The sequence below is a fragment of the Mucilaginibacter sp. JRF genome, assembly GCF_015223065.1.
Lineage (GTDB): Bacteria > Bacteroidota > Bacteroidia > Sphingobacteriales > Sphingobacteriaceae > Mucilaginibacter.
In genome coordinates this window covers 1,004,802-1,022,343 of sequence record NZ_JADFBY010000001.1, presented here as the reverse complement: position 1 = coordinate 1,022,343, position 17,542 = coordinate 1,004,802, and the positions used below count along the sequence as shown (strand labels likewise).

Annotated in this window: 11 protein-coding genes; 1 reads left to right on the top strand and 10 read right to left on the bottom strand. The window is 41.3% G+C overall.

Translation table 11 applies throughout. The features are described 5' to 3' along the window. Positions 1-14: 14 nt before the first annotated feature. The 10 genes from IM792_RS04100 to xerD all read right to left on the bottom strand — a co-directional run bounded on the left by IM792_RS04100 (position 15) and on the right by xerD (position 17,049). Positions 15-1,712: an alkaline phosphatase family protein gene (locus tag IM792_RS04100; protein ID WP_194100505.1), complete on the bottom strand. Its 1,698-nt coding sequence runs from the start codon at positions 1,710-1,712 to the stop codon at positions 15-17. Positions 1,713-1,749: 37 nt separating this feature from the next. Then, positions 1,750-3,369 (bottom strand): DUF5008 domain-containing protein, encoded by a 1,620-nt coding sequence (locus IM792_RS04095; protein ID WP_194100504.1) that lies wholly within the window; start codon positions 3,367-3,369, stop codon positions 1,750-1,752. A gap of 16 nt (positions 3,370-3,385) precedes the next feature. Next, on the bottom strand, positions 3,386-4,117 hold the full coding sequence (locus tag IM792_RS04090) for a hypothetical protein (RefSeq protein WP_194100502.1): 732 nt from the start codon (positions 4,115-4,117) through the stop codon (positions 3,386-3,388). 10 nt (positions 4,118-4,127) lie between these two features. Further along, a complete protein-coding gene (locus IM792_RS04085; protein WP_194100501.1) occupies positions 4,128-5,654 on the bottom strand; it encodes a RagB/SusD family nutrient uptake outer membrane protein in 1,527 nt (508 codons plus the stop codon). A gap of 11 nt (positions 5,655-5,665) precedes the next feature. Next, positions 5,666-8,812, bottom strand: coding sequence for a SusC/RagA family TonB-linked outer membrane protein (locus IM792_RS04080; RefSeq protein ID WP_228084924.1), 3,147 nt, complete (start codon positions 8,810-8,812; stop codon positions 5,666-5,668). Between the two features lie 20 nt (positions 8,813-8,832). Next, the gene (locus IM792_RS04075; protein ID WP_228084923.1) at positions 8,833-9,921 is read right to left on the bottom strand and encodes a DUF5007 domain-containing protein; all 1,089 of its coding nucleotides are present in this window, start codon (positions 9,919-9,921) and stop codon (positions 8,833-8,835) included. 36 nt (positions 9,922-9,957) lie between these two features. Further along, entirely contained in the window at positions 9,958-11,067 is a 1,110-nt protein-coding gene (locus IM792_RS04070) for a fasciclin domain-containing protein (RefSeq protein WP_194100498.1), read from the bottom strand. A gap of 11 nt (positions 11,068-11,078) precedes the next feature. Beyond that, a complete protein-coding gene (locus IM792_RS04065) occupies positions 11,079-12,578 on the bottom strand; it encodes a RagB/SusD family nutrient uptake outer membrane protein (protein WP_228084922.1) in 1,500 nt (499 codons plus the stop codon). Positions 12,579-12,612: 34 nt separating this feature from the next. After that, entirely contained in the window at positions 12,613-15,420 is a 2,808-nt protein-coding gene (locus IM792_RS04060) for a SusC/RagA family TonB-linked outer membrane protein (protein ID WP_194100496.1), read from the bottom strand. Positions 15,421-16,146: 726 nt separating this feature from the next. After that, positions 16,147-17,049, bottom strand: a complete 903-nt coding sequence (gene xerD / locus IM792_RS04055; RefSeq protein ID WP_194100494.1) for a site-specific tyrosine recombinase XerD — start codon at positions 17,047-17,049, stop codon at positions 16,147-16,149. 42 nt (positions 17,050-17,091) lie between these two features. Here xerD and aroQ point away from each other — a divergent pair, with 42 nt between their 5' ends. Further along, positions 17,092-17,505 carry a type II 3-dehydroquinate dehydratase gene (gene aroQ, locus IM792_RS04050; RefSeq protein ID WP_194100492.1) on the top strand — a complete coding sequence of 138 codons (414 nt, stop codon included), beginning with the start codon at positions 17,092-17,094 and terminating at the stop codon, positions 17,503-17,505. Positions 17,506-17,542: the final 37 nt, after the last annotated feature.

Genomic DNA, 17,542 nt, shown 5'->3' with positions numbered 1-17,542 from the left:
TCTTCTTTATTGGTTTATTGATCTATCCATACCCTACCATCAAGATCCCAGCTTTGGCGGCTTGCTATCCTGAACCAGTTAAATATTTGCGAAGGTATATCAGTTGTTTGCGGCACATATTGCGCAAGTGTTGCTGCCGATGGCGGGCAGATCAGGTCGTTAAAATCTTCCCATTGATAATCTCCTTGTAATTTAAAATCACGAGCCTGCGGGCCAAAGTCACGCATCAAGTCGCCTTGTCCATCTGTACATGGCCAGTAACCCGCAAGGAATGTATAGTACGGGTGGCCTTCATCGATAGTTGTTTGGCAAGCATATTGAGATATAGTCGCGTCTGGAAGATCTGTTTTAAAGAACCTTATATCACTCAGGTACACATTTGGCTCACCGTGACCATTACCATTCAAGTAGCCAAGTTTTAACTTGTTATGATTATCAAGGCTACCGGCATCGGTGATATCCATTTCGTTATCGTACTGGCCGTTTGTGTACGTACGTATATAGCGGCGACCTGCACGTATCTCACATTTTACTGTAAGGTTTTTCCACTGACCGGGTTCAAGGTCGCGACCACGGCACTGTCTGTAGCCATTAACATCTTTTGTACCACGCATTTCAAAGTACCAATATTTATCTTCAAGGTAAATTACCCATCCCACAGATGGGTGACCACTTGACCACTCGTTCCGTTTACCTAAGACACTTGGCCAATAAAACTTCTCCTCATTCTTTTTAACCTTTAATTCGATGGTAAATTCGGTAGTATCGCCCAGGTTAAATACATCGGCAGTATCAATCTCAGCCCTAACTGACTGGCCATACATACGTACCGTACGACCCAAGTAGCGGTTACCGGTAAACGGTTTAGTAATAATGCGTGGGTTATACTTTAAAGCGCTATATATAGTGAAAGTATTAGCCGCTGTATTACTAAATACCGTATTATCGTTTTGATTTGGCGGTATGGTGAACGCGCCACCACCGCTTGATGCAATAACTATCATCCAATCTTCATTGGCATAATCAGGGCGAGATTTTACAGCATTAAGTATTTCACCAACATAACCATCAAATGTTTCGATAGCTGCTTTATATTGCGGAAATGAGTTATCGTACCCATACTGAGCACCGGCATCATCAATATCATTAAAATGGCCGATAATTAAACTTGCTGTATCTGTTTCAATATTGCTTACTAACGCTGTTTTTACTTCGGCATCGGTACCATAAGCTTCACTGATATCAGCACCAGTGGTAAGGCTTGTTTTAAATACATTTGATGCTGAAAATGATGCTATTTTAATGGTTGGCGTAATTTCTTTAACGTACTCAAACATTGGTTTATAACGCTCAAGATTGTTGCCTTCCAAATCATTAGTTACAACACCATGCTTACTACTTTTAACACCTGTAAGCATATCGGCCCAATTGTGTACATCGGTTGTTGAATTTGGATCATTCAAACCAACCCAGCTATATATAGCCGTTGGTAATAACGATTTTATATTGGGCACATTGGCCGCATTAACTGATGTGCCACGAGCGCCATCAGCAATTATGTAAAGCACTTTGCGTTTACCGTATAAAACATTCACCGAATCATTATACTCTTTATCTGGCAGCACCCGGGCAAAATCCTTATTACAGGATACAATTGCTGCGGTTAACAAAGCGCAGATGAACAGCAATGCTACTGCTTTTGTTGTTTTCATTTTACTCATCTGTTTTGGTATATTATAATTTGGTGTATTATTCAATTGTAACCCTTATTATATTGTTACGATCCTCGTTGTCAAACTTATAGAAGCTACCCATAAGTAATAAAGCACGTTTGCCATCAGCTGATTGCGTTTCCACAACATCATATAAGCTGCCTCTGAATGGCCCAGTTGCATTATAACCGTCGGCAAGCTCACCTGTGGCTGTAAGTATGGCAAAACCATTACGAGTTACGCCATTGTATTTTTTAAATCCGCCTGACAGTACGATCAAACCATCATTTAGCTGACGTGCAAAGCCTAAATAATTATCAAATACTTTAGGTTGGAATGAATTATCAAGGCTGCCATCTTCATTAAGCAAAGCTATGCCAATAGCCGGCCTGCCACCATAGTTACGAAATGCTCCTGTAATAAGATATTTTTTGGTGACACTGTTGTAGGTTAATGATGATATACCATTATCAGCGCCAACACCTGTTTGGAATGACTCATCTACAGTTCCATCAACATTTAAGCGAACTATGTTGCCGGCTGTTTTACCATCAAAGGTTGTAAACTGGCCAAATACAAGCAGCTTCTCAAAATTAGCACCTTCGGTGTGCATGTATGATGATATATAGCCATTTGCTGACACCATACCTTTGTTGGTTGAGGTATTAAAACGATATGTTTTATCAAGTGAACCATCAAGGTTAAAGCGTAATACCTGACGTATCTCGGTACTATCAACAATAACAGTATCACGTGTAAAATCATAGTTAGGCTTACCATAGGTACGTTTTACATAATATCTGAAATTACCTGTAGCTAATATTTTATTTTGATGTTTATATATTTTGTCAATATAGCTATTGGTACCGCCATTAAATCGTGGGAACCATTTTAGCGTATCAATAGTTGAACTGCTTGATGTTGGGCGCTTATAAACCATTATACCGATTGAATCTACAGCACCTGTATTACTGAGCGCGGTGATATTACTGATATTTTCGGTACGTTGATTGTAGCCACTAAAACCACCTGAGATATAAAATTTATTATTGATCTCAATAACTCTTGATAAACTACCGTTTGCTGCTTTACCCGTGCGGAAACTACGATCATAATCACCGTCTGCCGATACTCTTGCTATACGGTTTATTGGTGTAATAACACCCTTGTTATCATAATTTGTAAATGAGCCTATTACCAGGCTGCGACCGTCTACTAACGGAAATACCTGGCTTACCGGACCATTGGTGCCAGCTGTTGTGCGGAATGAGGGATCTAAATTAACTAAGCCGGTTACTTTAAATTCGGGGCCAAGCACAAGCTGATCACCAACAACAATTGATGTGATACCTGTACTGCCCCATTGCGGAACTTTAACCTTGATCTCAGCATCAGTTATTGTTACTATTTCAGCCTCCTCGCCATTAAAGAAAAAGCGGGCAGTGCCGTCATATTCTTTAAGACCGGTTACTTTAAAAGTAACCTCGGTACCCGGGCCTCCGATTGCCGGTACCGGATCAGCATCCTTATTTAAGTTGATCCCCAGAGGTGCTTTACCATCAGCATACGGATCAACCAGCTCAACGTTCTCTTTACGACATCCTTGCGATGCAATGATGGCGATCAATAATATGATTGTATATAAATGTCTTTTCATAATTTATAATTTGCCATTAATTGCTTGATGTTAATCCTGTTACGTAAACATCATCAAAAAACTCACCGTAATTGTAACCAAAATAAGAGCCTGAATAGGCCAGTGTGTGTACCACACCGTTTCGTGGTTTAATATCTGATGATGATATATATGTTGGTGAATATGTTGCCGTAGGACTGGCTATATCAGGTATGTACATAATATGTAATCGGCGTGGGCCTATGTACCTTACACCATTGGCATCTCCGTATATAACACCTATGTTAAATACATCGTTACTGTTGCTGTAATAAAGCTGACCAGGATATTGGCTTTGTAAACCAAGATCAATTTGCGGATAATCTTTCAAACGATTAATGCCGGCAAACATATAGCGTGTCAAAAATTTACGCCATATAACCGGGCTAATGTCTGAAAGTTGCCTTACGGTATCACGACCTAAACGATATAGGTCTGCGTTAAGGCCGCCGTTTGTTAATGATCCTATTGTACGCTTAACAACATCATCATCCGGGGCGAAAAATGTAAAGTCGGCATTGCGGAAGGTGTCTTCCATTTCGGCCAGCTTAACAATTTGGGCGATGGTATCAAACGGAACAGGTTTTTGTTCCAGATATTCCATCATGCTACCCGGATAATCGGCCTGCGCTTTGCCGCCATCTATATAATATTCGTCGCGCTTACATCCGGCCAAAAAAATCACGAGGCCGGCAAAAACGATCAAAATAGCTTTCATATTTCTTTTCATTTACAGTTAATTAATTACCGCCATTTACCCAGTACGCATTCAATGTCATGAATGGATTGTTGATCATCGCGCTTGTACTTATTGGCCATGTCCATGCTCCACGATTAAACTTGTCCAACGTTAAAACGTTGTATGACCACTGACTGCTCAGTATGCGACGGGTACGTACCAGGTCAAAATAATGATGCCCCTCGCCCATTAACTCACGAGATCTTTCAAGAAAAATAAAATCTTTAAGATCCTGACCGCCACCACCATCATAACTACCGGCTTCGGCCCTGCCACGTACAAGATTAAGCAGCTCAATGGCTTCATTATCTTCATTCAGATCGGCCAAGGCCTCGGCGCAAAGCAATATCTCACCAGCGTATCTGAATATCATGAAGGTATTATCGGGGTTGGCATCTTCTTCACCGCTGGCAAATGAGTTAGCAGCAAATTTGAGCATCATAAACCGGCCGTTATCTGCATATATATCCTCATCAAACCAAATACGTGAGCGGGCATCTGATGCATCAGGATACAACTTTTGCATGTACTCACCACGGTAATAAGCAAAGCTAACACGGTGTGTATACTCCGGGCGTTTGTATGGGTAATGCAAAAACATATCGCCAAAAGGCGCTACGGCCGAATTTTGATCACCGTAGTTTATACTGCGGTAAAACTCAAACAAGCTCTCATCCGAACGGCCTTTTATTACTGTTGACCATTGTTCAATTGGTAGCAACTTATAAGCATTGCTTCGTATCAGTTCACGGCCAAGGTCAGCAGTTTCCTGCCAATATTTATTAGCATTAGCTCTGTCAAAACCAGCGTTCCACATATTCATATTCATGAGCAGAGCTATGATACTGCCTTTACTTGCACGCACACCTTTTAATGCCGGATCAGAATACGTCCATGGTAAAAAGTCTTTATAGGTTTTAAGATCGGCAATTGATTTGTTTAGTACCGATACCATGTTTTCGCGAGGCAGCGGTTCTGACTGAAAGGCATCAGTATAGTAAGCAACATCACCATATAACCTCACCATAAAAAAGTACGATAGTGAACGTATAAAAGCTGCCTCTGCCTTAAACTGGTTAGCTTCGGTCGCGCTAACGCCGGGTACCCCTTCGTTCAGTTTTTCAATAAGTATGTTGGCGCTTTGTATAACCTGGTAATAACCTGTCCAGTCGGTTATGCGTGCAAAATTGTAGAAACCATCCCAAGGCCTGCCACCACTTAAAAGGAATATCAGATCGTTACGGCCAAGCACCTCAACATACTCACGAGCCGGTCCGTTATCAGCCTGCGCTTCGTGCATTACTTCGCCCGCACGGTACTCGCCGGTAGCGCCTATAAAGTGGGTTTCATTGATCTTGCCAAAAAACCTTCTCGACATATCGTAGATGTTAGCTACTACGTCTTCTTTTGATTGATAGAAGTTATTACCTGTCAGCTTGTCAATTGGCTGTATATTCAGGAATTTTTTACATGATGGCAAACAAAAGCTGCCTGTAATTATCAATATAACTATGATGATCTTTTTCATGACTGCTGTGTTTATTTACCTGTATTAAGTTCAAGATTTAAACCAAGGTTATAGGTACGGGCCACAGGGTAACCATTTGAAATATCGCGACCTAACGTGGTCACGTTTTCGGGGTTAGGACCTGAATAGCCTGAGAATGTAACCAGGTTATTAGTTGAGAAATACACCCTTAAGCTGTTAAAACCATAGCGTCTGATAGCATTTCTGTTAAACATGTACGATAGTGTTACGTTGTTTAACTTGAAGTACGTACCTTCTTCAGCCCACAGTGTTTGATCAGGGCGCAATGGAAGTATCTGGCCAAAGCGCGAGAAATCATAAGGGTTAGGGTACCTGGTTACATCACCAGGATTACGCCAAATATTAAGGTTTGATAGTGGCACAACTGCTAACAGGGAGAACGGGTCGCGCATGATGGCCATACGGTCAGACAAAGCGTTGTTCAATATTGTTCTGTTAGCGGTAAATGTACCGTAGATATTTAAACCCCAGCTTTTATAAGTAATGTTAGTTGATACACCACCCGTTACCAATGGTTGTGAGTTACCTGTGATCTCGTAATCGCGATCATCAAGTATATAATCACCATTAACATCTTTAAATTTAGGGTCGCCACCTTCAAAAGCAGTACCATTAGTTTGGTAGCGTTTACCGGTAACCGGGTCAACAGGTACATCGGTATCATAAGCGTAAACACCTTCGTTTATGCGTAAATAGTTTGACAGAGTATTTTTACCCACACGATAAACAATGTGCTGACGGTAGTCGCTATTATCAAAACGTATGTACTGTCCATTGTATTCAACCGGTAATTTCAGTAACATATCGCGGTTTATTGCACCGTTAACTGATATTGTCCAGGTAAAATCCTTTTTAGTGATAGGCCTTGCTGTGATCATTAACTCATAACCATAGTTGGCAATACCTACATCATTACTGGCCAATCTGCCAAAACCTGTTGTGTTTGCCAAAAACCTGTCAAACAATAAGTTGTCAACGTGCTTGTAATAAGTATCAAACACCAGAGTAAGTTTTTCCTGAAACAAGCCCAGATCAAAACCTAAGTTATATTGTGTAGTAGTAGTAGGTTTTAATGATGGATTTGGTATAAAATCGTAATTAATACCAATGGTTGGGTTGTTGTTAAAGTTACCATTCAGGTTATACACACCATATATACTTTGCAGCGAACCGCTTGGTACAATGTTTTGACCCCAGGTTAAACGCAAGCTACCAAAACTTAACCATGGCAGATCACTTAAATAGTTCTCTTTGTTAAAGTTCCAGCGTAAACCCACTGATGGATTTTTTGAGTATGGATTTTCCAAACCGTTTGATGATGTACCATCAAGACGGTATGAGAACTCGGCAACGTACTTTTTCTTGTAATCGTAAGTGAATGAACCTGCGAAAGATGCGATAGTTGCGTTACGGTAGTTTGATAACACACCACCACCACGCGAATAATAAGCGTCATAACCTACAGGGCCTTGTAACTGATCATTCGGGGTACGCTCCTGGCGGATGATACCGCTTTGCGCGCCTTGCTTGTAGATCTCATTAAAGGTGTTTACAAATATGGTATGATCAGTACCAAAGGTTTTAGCGTAAGTTATAGCGTTACGATTGTATAAAGTAAAGTTGCGGCCTTCAAAATCATACACCTTAGCGTATTGTGAGTTGGCTGCCGCCGGTGTAAATGTAGCCTCAGCATCAGATGTATAATCATAGCTTATACTTGATGATAATGCCAGGCCGGGTATAAATTCATACCTACCATCAACGTTGGTACGTAAATTTCGGGAGCTATTGCTGTTTTGCGTACGCAAAGCCGATGTTACCCCGTTTGATGACAAGTAGAATGATGGTGGTGGCAATAAGGTTGATGCTTGCCCGTTTGTGGCCACACCTGATTGTAACAGACCCACACCATCGCCCTTAGCCTGGTTACCTACCGAGCCAAATAATGAACCAAAGAAGCGGAACTTATCATTCGGCTTAAATTCCATGTTCATGTTAAGATTATACCTGTCAAAACCAGTGTTTTTAATTACACCTTTTTGCGAGAAATAACCAACGTTAGCTTTGTAGTTAAAGCGTTGATCACCACCATCAAGCGCAAGGTTATGGCTTTGGTTATAAGTGGTAGCATAAAATACTGATTGCCAGTCGGTAGAGTTATTCCAGTACGCGTTCAAACTGTCGGCCAAGAAGTCAGTTAAACCTAACTGCCTTAATTGCTGCACAGTACGCGCATTTGATAATATCTGCTGAATTTTTGCCTGGCGCTCAGCATTACCACCCAATGTTTCTCGCAGCTTTGGCGGCGCCTCAACAAAGAAGTTGGTTGTGTAACGTACACGTGGCACTTTTGAGTTACCTCTTTTTGTGGTAATGATAATTACACCATAAGCACCGCGCGAACCATACATTGAAGTTGCCTGAGCATCTTTCATTACCTGTATGTTCTCAATATCCTCTTGCGGGATCAATGATAGCGGGCTCACACCCGGTCCCTGGGTTTGGAAACCAAACTCAGATGCCTTATCAGCATCCAGCGGCACACCATCAATAATATATAATGGCGATGTTGGCTGTAAGAATGATTCGTTACCACTACCCTGCACACTCAGGGTTGAAAGACCACGCACCTGAACCGAACCACGGAAACCCGGTGCACCGGTGTTGTTCTGGATGTTCAAACCGGCAACTTTACCTTGTAGTAATTGCTCAATATTAGCAACCGGAACATCTTGCACCTCTTTACCTGATATAATAGTAGTTGAACCCGAGGTTGTTTCTTTAGTACGATTTTGGTAGGCTACGATAATTACCTCATTTAAGGCTTTTTTATCTTCGCCCATATTAACCACCACATTTTTCATGCCTGCGGTGGCTTTTATTGTTTGGGTTGCGTAACCCATAAATGAAAATGACAGTATTGCATTTTCGGGTACGTTTACTGTAAAGCGGCCTTTACCGTCAGTTTGTATCAAGCCTTTGCCGTTTGATGCAACCGTTACACCCGGTAGCTCAATATTGGCGGCTTTATCTAAAACGGTACCGCTAACTGTAATAACTTTTGTTTGCGAATAAACTTTTGTGCCGCATATCATGCAAACAAGAAGCACTGTATAAAATAGTCTAAGTATTCTCATTGTGATGGCTTTATCGGTTTTTATTCGTCTTCAAACTTTGGATTCTCTTTCAGGAAATGGAAAACAACTTCCCAGTCGCCCTTTTTGTATATAGCAAAATCGATCCCGAAACTTGCGATTACGCGCACACCACTAAAGCCTATTCTGGAATAACTAAATTCAGCATGATCACGGCTTCCGCCAGGTGCATAATTTGTTGGTATTTCAACTAATGGTATCGGGTAAGCTACGGTGTATTGTACATACTCATTGGTTTTTTCCATATCAAAACCGTGTACTATCCTATCCCACTTTGTTTCATTAAACAACGCAGGGTTTATGGCTACTGAATCCTTATCCAGGAATTTGAAACGGATAGAGTTACCGTTACCACCTGTGAATGGGCGTATGTAAACTACAACCTCTTTATAATCGTCATTGCTGCGTAGCGGCTGTTCTGTCTGGTCGCCAATAACGTTATTCAAAAACGGACGAATATAGTTGCGGCTGTTAGGATTGTAAGGGCTTTTAGGATGTGGTGCCGGTCCGCCCGAATAAATATTAAAGTCATCAGATGGCTCATAAGGGCGCTCGCGGAATGGGCGTACCTGAAGATCGCGAATTATTGTGCTACCACCAGTATTAGTTATACGCACATCAAAAAAACGTGTATCCTGCGGAAAGTTAGTACTATCGGATGAACGTGGAGTTAACAGCTCATTAGTTGTTGAAGCCCACATAATAAATTCGCCTGATTGACGAACCTCAAACAGTGGGTGATCTTCAAGTTTACGCTTTGCTTCTATCTCCTCAATGCTTTTTTCAAGCCCGGTGTAAGCCTTTGTCCAAACGTAGGTTGGCTTAACCTGAAATAAGTCGGTTACCGGACGGCCATCTCCGAAACGGGCGTTGATTATCTCAAACTTTATAGGTTGAGTTGAATTATCACCGTTAAACCCACCCATTAAAGAATTACGGCCTATGATCGGATCAAAAATCTTATTGCTGTAATTTACATTTGAGCTTAAATAGTCCTTTTCTTCGGGCAGGTTAAATATCTTTTTACAACTACTTAGCGTTACAAAAGCCAGTAGCAGCAATGCAATTTGTTTTTTAACTTCTATATGCATGTCAGGAATCATGTTATATTTTTTAAAACCCATGTCTTAATTCGCACGGTTAATTGTCCACTCAGCTAACTGGAATGCACCGCTACCGTTAATTTCTGAGATATCTACACGGTAGTATTTGTAAGCAACTGTGTTATCACATCTGAATACTTTTTGCTGATACCTTTCTTCAAAAAAGAAGTTGCTGCGTCTGTCTAACTCAACCCAGGTTTTTCCATCCATTGAGCCTTCATATGTCCATGCTCTTGGGTCGCGGTCTGGCGCGTCATTAGCCGATATAAGTGTGTATACTCCTGATACAGCAGGTTCTTTAAGTTCGTACTGCATCCATATACGACCCTGAAATTCAGCTAGGAATTTGGTGTGGTCGTCACCGTCAATAACCTTTTTAGAACCTTCACCGTTATCGGCACCACCGGCGTTATCACGCAATACGGTAAGCTTACCACCAATTTCAAGCATCAGGTTTGGTGGCGGAGGTACAAATGTTAAGCGGGTAACAAATTCATCGAACCCGAAAATATGATCAGGACTAACTACGTGTACCACACCATTTCTGGTTAGTATGTTGTTTGAACCGGTTGTAGTGGTTGACCAATTGCGTATGAACTTGCTGCGTTTGGTGTTACTAAACTCAACCGCTACAGGGCCTGCACCTACATTGCCTGACGCTGAATTTCTGATCAGTTTACCATGCATCGGGAAAGCGAAACGCACACTTGGCAGATCAAGTCCATCCTGTAGCGTAAGCGAATCAGACGTGTATTTACCTCTGATGATATAGTAAGAGGCCATTGTATCCAGATGTACGCCATCAATGTTTGACAGGTAAAGCGGGTCTTTATCAGTTTGGCGGCGTAGTGTATTCAAGTTGGTTATAGCCAGTTGAAAACTTGGGTTTGTAACCGCGAATAAGGTTACGCTACTGTCGGTAAGGGTTTCTTTTAAACCCATACGATCAATAACTGCCACAAGCGAATCATAAACACCCGGCTTGCTTTTCAGGTACTCATAAGTGTTACCAGCAAACTGCGGATCATTATCAGCAGCATCGTAGTAGCCACCATCTTTGCTACAGCCTACTGATATTGCTGCCACACAAAACAGCAGCATAGTAGCTTTCATATATTTTTCTATAGTATTCATATATGTCTGTTTTATTTCCAGTATGGATTTTGAGTTAATTGATTGTTTTGTGAAATAAGCTTACGCGAAATAGGCCAGTAAATACCTTGCGAACTAATAAGTTGCATAAATGCCGGATTATTTTGCTTGATCTTATTATAGCGTACCAAATCGTACCAGCGATGGCCTTCGCCCATCAACTCTCTGCGGCGTTCCTCAAAAACCATATCGATGATCTCTCCATTTATTGTAATACTATTTATTCCACGGCGAGTCATGATATTAAGCACCTCATTTAAAGCTCCGTTTTGATCGCCCAAAACAGCCAGAGCTTCAGCACGCAATAAAACAATATCTTCTAACCTGGTGAATATCAATGCACTGGTGAAGTACCTGAAATTAGGATCGGTACTACCGCCCTGAATTACTTTTATCTTGCTGAAAATTGGGTACTTACCATTAAAATTAGTGAAGTAGTTCTCGTTACGGGGTTGACCAAGGGTATCTAAACTAAAGCGTTCATCATTTATTTGATCAAACACTTTAATAATAGTATCCTTCGGCATGTAAATGTCAGGTACATTTTTGGTAACAACCGGTTGTGCCAGAGTCAGCTCCTCAATGTGGCCGGTTACCGAACCATCAATATGGCCCCAGTCAGAGTTAAAGCCAAACATCTGGCTGTAGTTTTTATTCCAGAAGTAACCGTTTGAACGTGTAAGGTCATTGGTTGAATAAAAACCGATACGGCTACGGCCATAGTTATCTTCAACAAATTTTGCATAGGTAGCAACATCATCATAGTTACCTTGCCATGCAGCTACGTGTGCAAGTATGGCGTATGCTGAGTTTTTTGTGGCAAGCGCGCCACCCCATCTGCCATCACTTTCGCCATAATATGCGCCTGGTTGTTGCTCATCACTTGCGCTGTAAATAAATGGCAGATCATCAGCGGCGGCAAGCAGTTCCTGCTCAACCCAAACTAATATTTTAGCTTGCTGCTCACGTGGTTTATTTTCAAACTTACCATCGTGAGAGGTTACGATGAAAGGCACATCGCCCCAAATACGTACCATGTAGAAGTATGCAAAAGCACGTAATAAACGTACCTGTGCCTTATCAACTATCATGTTGTTTTCGGTATAGCGCCTGTCGGCGGCTTTAACTTCATCAATACGCTCTAAAAATATGTTCGCTGAGTTTATGATAGCGTAAAAGCGAGTCCAGTCTGATAGGGCATCAATAGTTTCGTATGAGGCATTCAACTGGTTTGATGTTACCGCTTTCAGATCCTGACGGTTAGGGCTAACAAACTCACCGGTGCGTACATCACCATATATCCAATGGCGATTATTGTCAGACAGTGCTGCTCTGGTAAGCGCGTAAACGCCCATTATACCAGCACGTGCATCCTCCAATTTATTCCACATGTTTTGTTCGCCAACCACACGTACCGAATCCTTATCCAGAATTTTGTTACAACCGGCAAGGGCGACTAAAAACAGCAGGCTTATGTATAATATCTTTTTCATTTTGTGTGCTTCAGATTTCTTTTAACATCCTGTTTTATAGATCCATTTTTACACCAAGCGTGTAGGTACGAGGTATAGGCTGGCCGTATCCGGTATCAAAACCATCATAGCTAACCAACTCGGGGTCCTGACCGGTGTAAGGTGTAATAGTGAACACATTATGTACCGAACCATACACGTATATGCGGTTAACCTTTACGTTCTTTTTGCTCAGGAATTTGGTCAGATCGTATCCTAATGCTATAGTGCGCAGTTTCAGGAATGATGCATTCTCAAGGAATAGGTCCTGATCAGTGCGGTAAGGAATAACTGTACTCCATGGATTATAAAGCGGGTATTTTGAGTAATCACCGCGTTTTTCCCAAAAAGTGATCTCTTTTACCGAGCTTATGTTACTGTTACCTTCGCGGTTTATAAAATCAAAGCGGTTAGCCATTTCCTGGTTTATCAGCTTACGGCCAAGGTTAAAGTAAAAGTTAAGGTTAAGGCTCCAGCTGCCGTAACGCAGGTTGTTATCAAACCCACCCGAAACAGTTGGCAGTGAATGGCCTGCTAATACTTTATCGCTATTATCAATATTATTGTCTCCATTGATATCTCTCCAGCGTGGGTCGCCGGGCTGTAAAGCGATACCGTTGTATTTAAGTGGCTGGCCACCTATAACAGGTATCTCACTGGTTGTAGTGTAAATACCATCGTTTTGTAACACCCAATACTGATCAAACGGCTGACCAACTCTCAACAAACGATTACCTATCACCAACTCATCCAAACCGCGTGGCAGGGCCTTTAATTTGTTTTTGTTGTGATTAAGGTTTAATGATGATGACCAACCAAAGTTGTTTTGCTTAATGATTTCGGCTTTGATGGTAAGATCAATACCCATGTTATTTACTGACATACCGCTTTCAAGCGATTGGCTGTAACCATATTCAGCAAAATCAGGCACACCCAGTATCAGATCCTTCTCTGTTTTTGAATAAACATCAACCGATAAGCGTAAACGGTTAGCAAGCAATCCCGCGTCAATACCAACATTTATTTGGTTTGAGTATGACCATGGAATACCATAGCCTATCCAACCGGCTGAGTATGGCCTGGTTAATACCGCGATCGCGTTGTAACCCGGCACGGTAAGGTTACCGGTGTAACCAGTGGTAGCAGTGTACTGAGGACCTTGAGCATAGTTATCATAAGCATTCAGGCGACCCATACGGCCAACACTTGCACGCAGGATCAATTCACTAAAGGTTTTGCTATCCTGTAAAAACTCATTCTTCATGCTCCAGGCAGCTGATAGTACCGGCGATATAAACCAGCGATCAGTAGGCTGCGCGTTTGATGAACCATCAGTACGCACTGTTGCCGAGAACATGTATTTATCGCTTATTGAATAATCGGCTTTACCGTAAAATGATATCAGGTTATCACCTGTTCTGTCAAGAAAGCGATAAGTTAACTCACGAGGGAAAGCAACCGGATTAAGGTAGTTTCCATTGTTAGGGTCTGATTCAAGCAGGTTTATCTTGATGTAATCATTAGCACCTTTGTAGGCGTAAGCATTAGTATATTTATAGGTATCCCACTGAATTGACTGACCTATCTCAAAATGCAGATCCTGATTTTTGGCCGGTTTAAAATCATAGGTACCTTTGTTATCAAGCATCAGGCGCTGGTTAAAGCCGTAGTAGTTTGATGCGTAGCTGTTGCCTTGTAATAATGTACGTGCGTAAAACACATCACGGTAACCTTCGTTATAATCAACACCAAAAGTGGTATTCCATCTAAATTTACCCAGCTCAACACCAATACGGGCATAGCCTTGTACAAGGTTTGTTTTGTTATCATCAAACCCTTTATCGTATTGAGTCAGATAATCAGCATAATATTGCTTGTTAGGCGGCAGCGGCGCACTCATATCAGGGAAGTAGTTAACCTGAGCAAAGCGATCGCGCAAGTAACGGTTACGATCACGCTCTAAACGGTTAGCGTTAACCATGGCCGAGAATACCAACCAAGGCACCGGCTTCATGGTGATATTAAACATAGCGCTGTACCTGTCAATACCGGTATCATCAGCTACACCCTGGCTTTTAGTATTACCTAACGAGAAACGGAAGTTCGCACGACTTGTACCACCCGAAATACCAAAGTTTATACCATGTACTAAAGCGTTACGATAGTAAAGATCGGTCCAGTTTGATGGGCCGCTATATACGTTGTTTAGTGAGTCGCTTAGGTATATCGGATAATTTTCATCATCTGAATAACGGCCATTGGTAGTATACAGATCGTAAAAGCGCTGCCTGAACGCGTTCTCGTATTTACCGTTGATGGTAGTAACCGACGGGCGTTGAGCTAAGCCAATGTATGAGTTAAAGCTGATGCTACGAATATTGCCCGGTTTTTTTGAGGTAAGCACAATAACACCGTTTACAGCGCGGGGGCCATAAACAGCGGCAGAAGCCAGATCGCCCAATACTTCTATCGAGGCGATATTATTCATATCAACCCCGGCAAAAACATTGGTTGCAGGGCCCGGCCTGTTAAAATCATATTGTTGAAGATCGAACGCGAAAGGGTGTTCGGTAATTAACGGAATACCATCAAGCACAACCAATGGTTGGGTTTGATATACCTCCTTACGCGAAAGCAACGGCATTGAAGCACCGCGTATAAACATGTTTTGAACCGTACCGGGTTCGCCTGATGGTTCCTGGATGTATAAACCGGCATACTGTCCCTTTACATATTGTTGCAGGGAAATTGCAGGAAAGGTGGTTAATTCATCCGGTTTAGCTTTAACAGTATCGGCAAAACGGTTATATAGGTTCCGTTGCATGCCAACTAAACTGTCTTTTAATAAGGTGTCTTTTGCAGAGGTATCTTTACGCACAGTGTCCTGTTGTAAAAACAATTCAAATTTGCCTATCCCTTCACTTTTACCCTTAGCCAAGCTTGTTGATGCTTTGATTGCAGTTACGAAAAAAACCGCAAAGCACAGCCATAAGTATCGCATATTAATGGATATTTTAGATTGTTGAAATAAAAGAAATGATTATCCGCGGCGCGGTATAGCCCTGATTAACAAGAAGTTAAATTTCAGCTTAAGCCGTAAGAGGAATGTGCAAAGTAAAAATTTTTCGCATAGAATAATGGTTTAGAAGTTTAATAAATGGTTGTTTAAAGAGCGTTTATTGTATCGATCACAAGTCTGAACGTTTTACTTGTGTCGGTGACGTTTATTTAATCGGTAAAACAAATTAAACCAACAAAAACGGTTTATCAAAATATTATTTTTAAAAAATCAATCTTTTTAGAATATATCATCAAATCAACCTTTATATTACGATTGTTACAATTTTATAGACCTTTTTTGATATTGTATTAGATAAATTACAAACTTAATTGTTTTAGCATTACGATTTTATTTAATAAATCTTCATGATAAGTATGATTTTTGATTAATCTCGAGAACGATTTATCAGATAATTATCATTTTTAGTTGACACCGCAAAACATTTTCATTCCAGAAACGTTACATCGCTCTGATTGATGATCGACAATATTATCTCCTTGGGTGATACTGATTAATGGTGGATCGTAAGAAATCCCTATCCAGATGGGTATAAATTTCGGTTGTGGTAATGCTTTCATGACCAAGCATTTCCTGTACAGCGCGCAAATCAGCACCCCCTTCTACTAAATGTGTTGCGAATGAATGCCTTAAAGTATGCGGACTAATATTTTTGTGTATGCCGGCAAGCACCGCCAAATCCTTCAATAACATGAATATATAAATCCGGCTTATCCTGCTGCCCCGCCGATTCAGAAATACCATGTCCTCCTCCCCTTTTTTTATCGACACGTGAACGCGTACTTCATCAAGCCATATTTTTAAGGCTTTAATAGCTTCGCCACCTATGGGTACCAATCGTTCTTTATCGCCTTTACCGGTAACTTTTATAAATTCAATATCAAGATACAGGTTTGATATTTTAAGTTCCGTTAATTCTGATACCCGCAAGCCGCAGCTATATAATACTTCAAATATGGCTTTGTTGCGAGGGCCTTCAGGCTTGGAAAGATCAATAGCCGCTATAATGCGATTGATCTCCTCATAGCTTAATGTATCTGGTAACTTGCGCTGAATCTTGGGCGCTTCGAGCAATTCGGATGGATCGGCAACCATGAGGTCTTCCATCAGCATATATTTATAAAAAGCCTTAATGCCTGAAAGTATACGTGCTTGTGATGATGGCAGCATACCCAACTCATTTACCCATATCAGGAAACGGCGCAGATCGGCCAGGCTTATTTTATCGGGATGAATGGTATTGTCAGCATCAACCGAAGCGAACTGCGCCAGCTTATCAATATCACGGGTATAAGCCTCAACTGAGTTAGCCGACAACGATCGTTCGAGCTTTAAATACGCCTGAAAACTTTTTATTGCCTGCTGCCAGTTCACCTGAATTTTACTTTTATTAATTTATACCTAAGTTTGGGCACCATGAATATACAGATAATTAACGGCCCCAATTTAAACCTGCTTGGTGTGCGCGAGAAATCCATCTATGGCGATGCCAGTTTTGAGAGTTATCTTGAACAATTGATAGCCCGCTATCCTGATATTACGATAAGCTATTACCAAAGCAATGTGGAGGGCGAAATTATAAATAAACTGCATGAAGTTGGCTTTAGCTTTGATGGCATTGTTATTAACGCGGGAGCGTACACTCATACTTCTATAGCTATTGGTGATGCTATTGCCGGTATTAATACGCCTGTGGTTGAGGTACACATCAGCAATGTATATAAACGCGAGGAGTTCAGGCATTCATCAATGCTGGCTAAAAATTGCAAAGGTGTTATAGCCGGTTTTGGTATGGATTCGTACCGCCTGGCTATTGAAAGTTTACTATAAATTATATTTAGATAGATACAAAAAATGGTCGGTTACC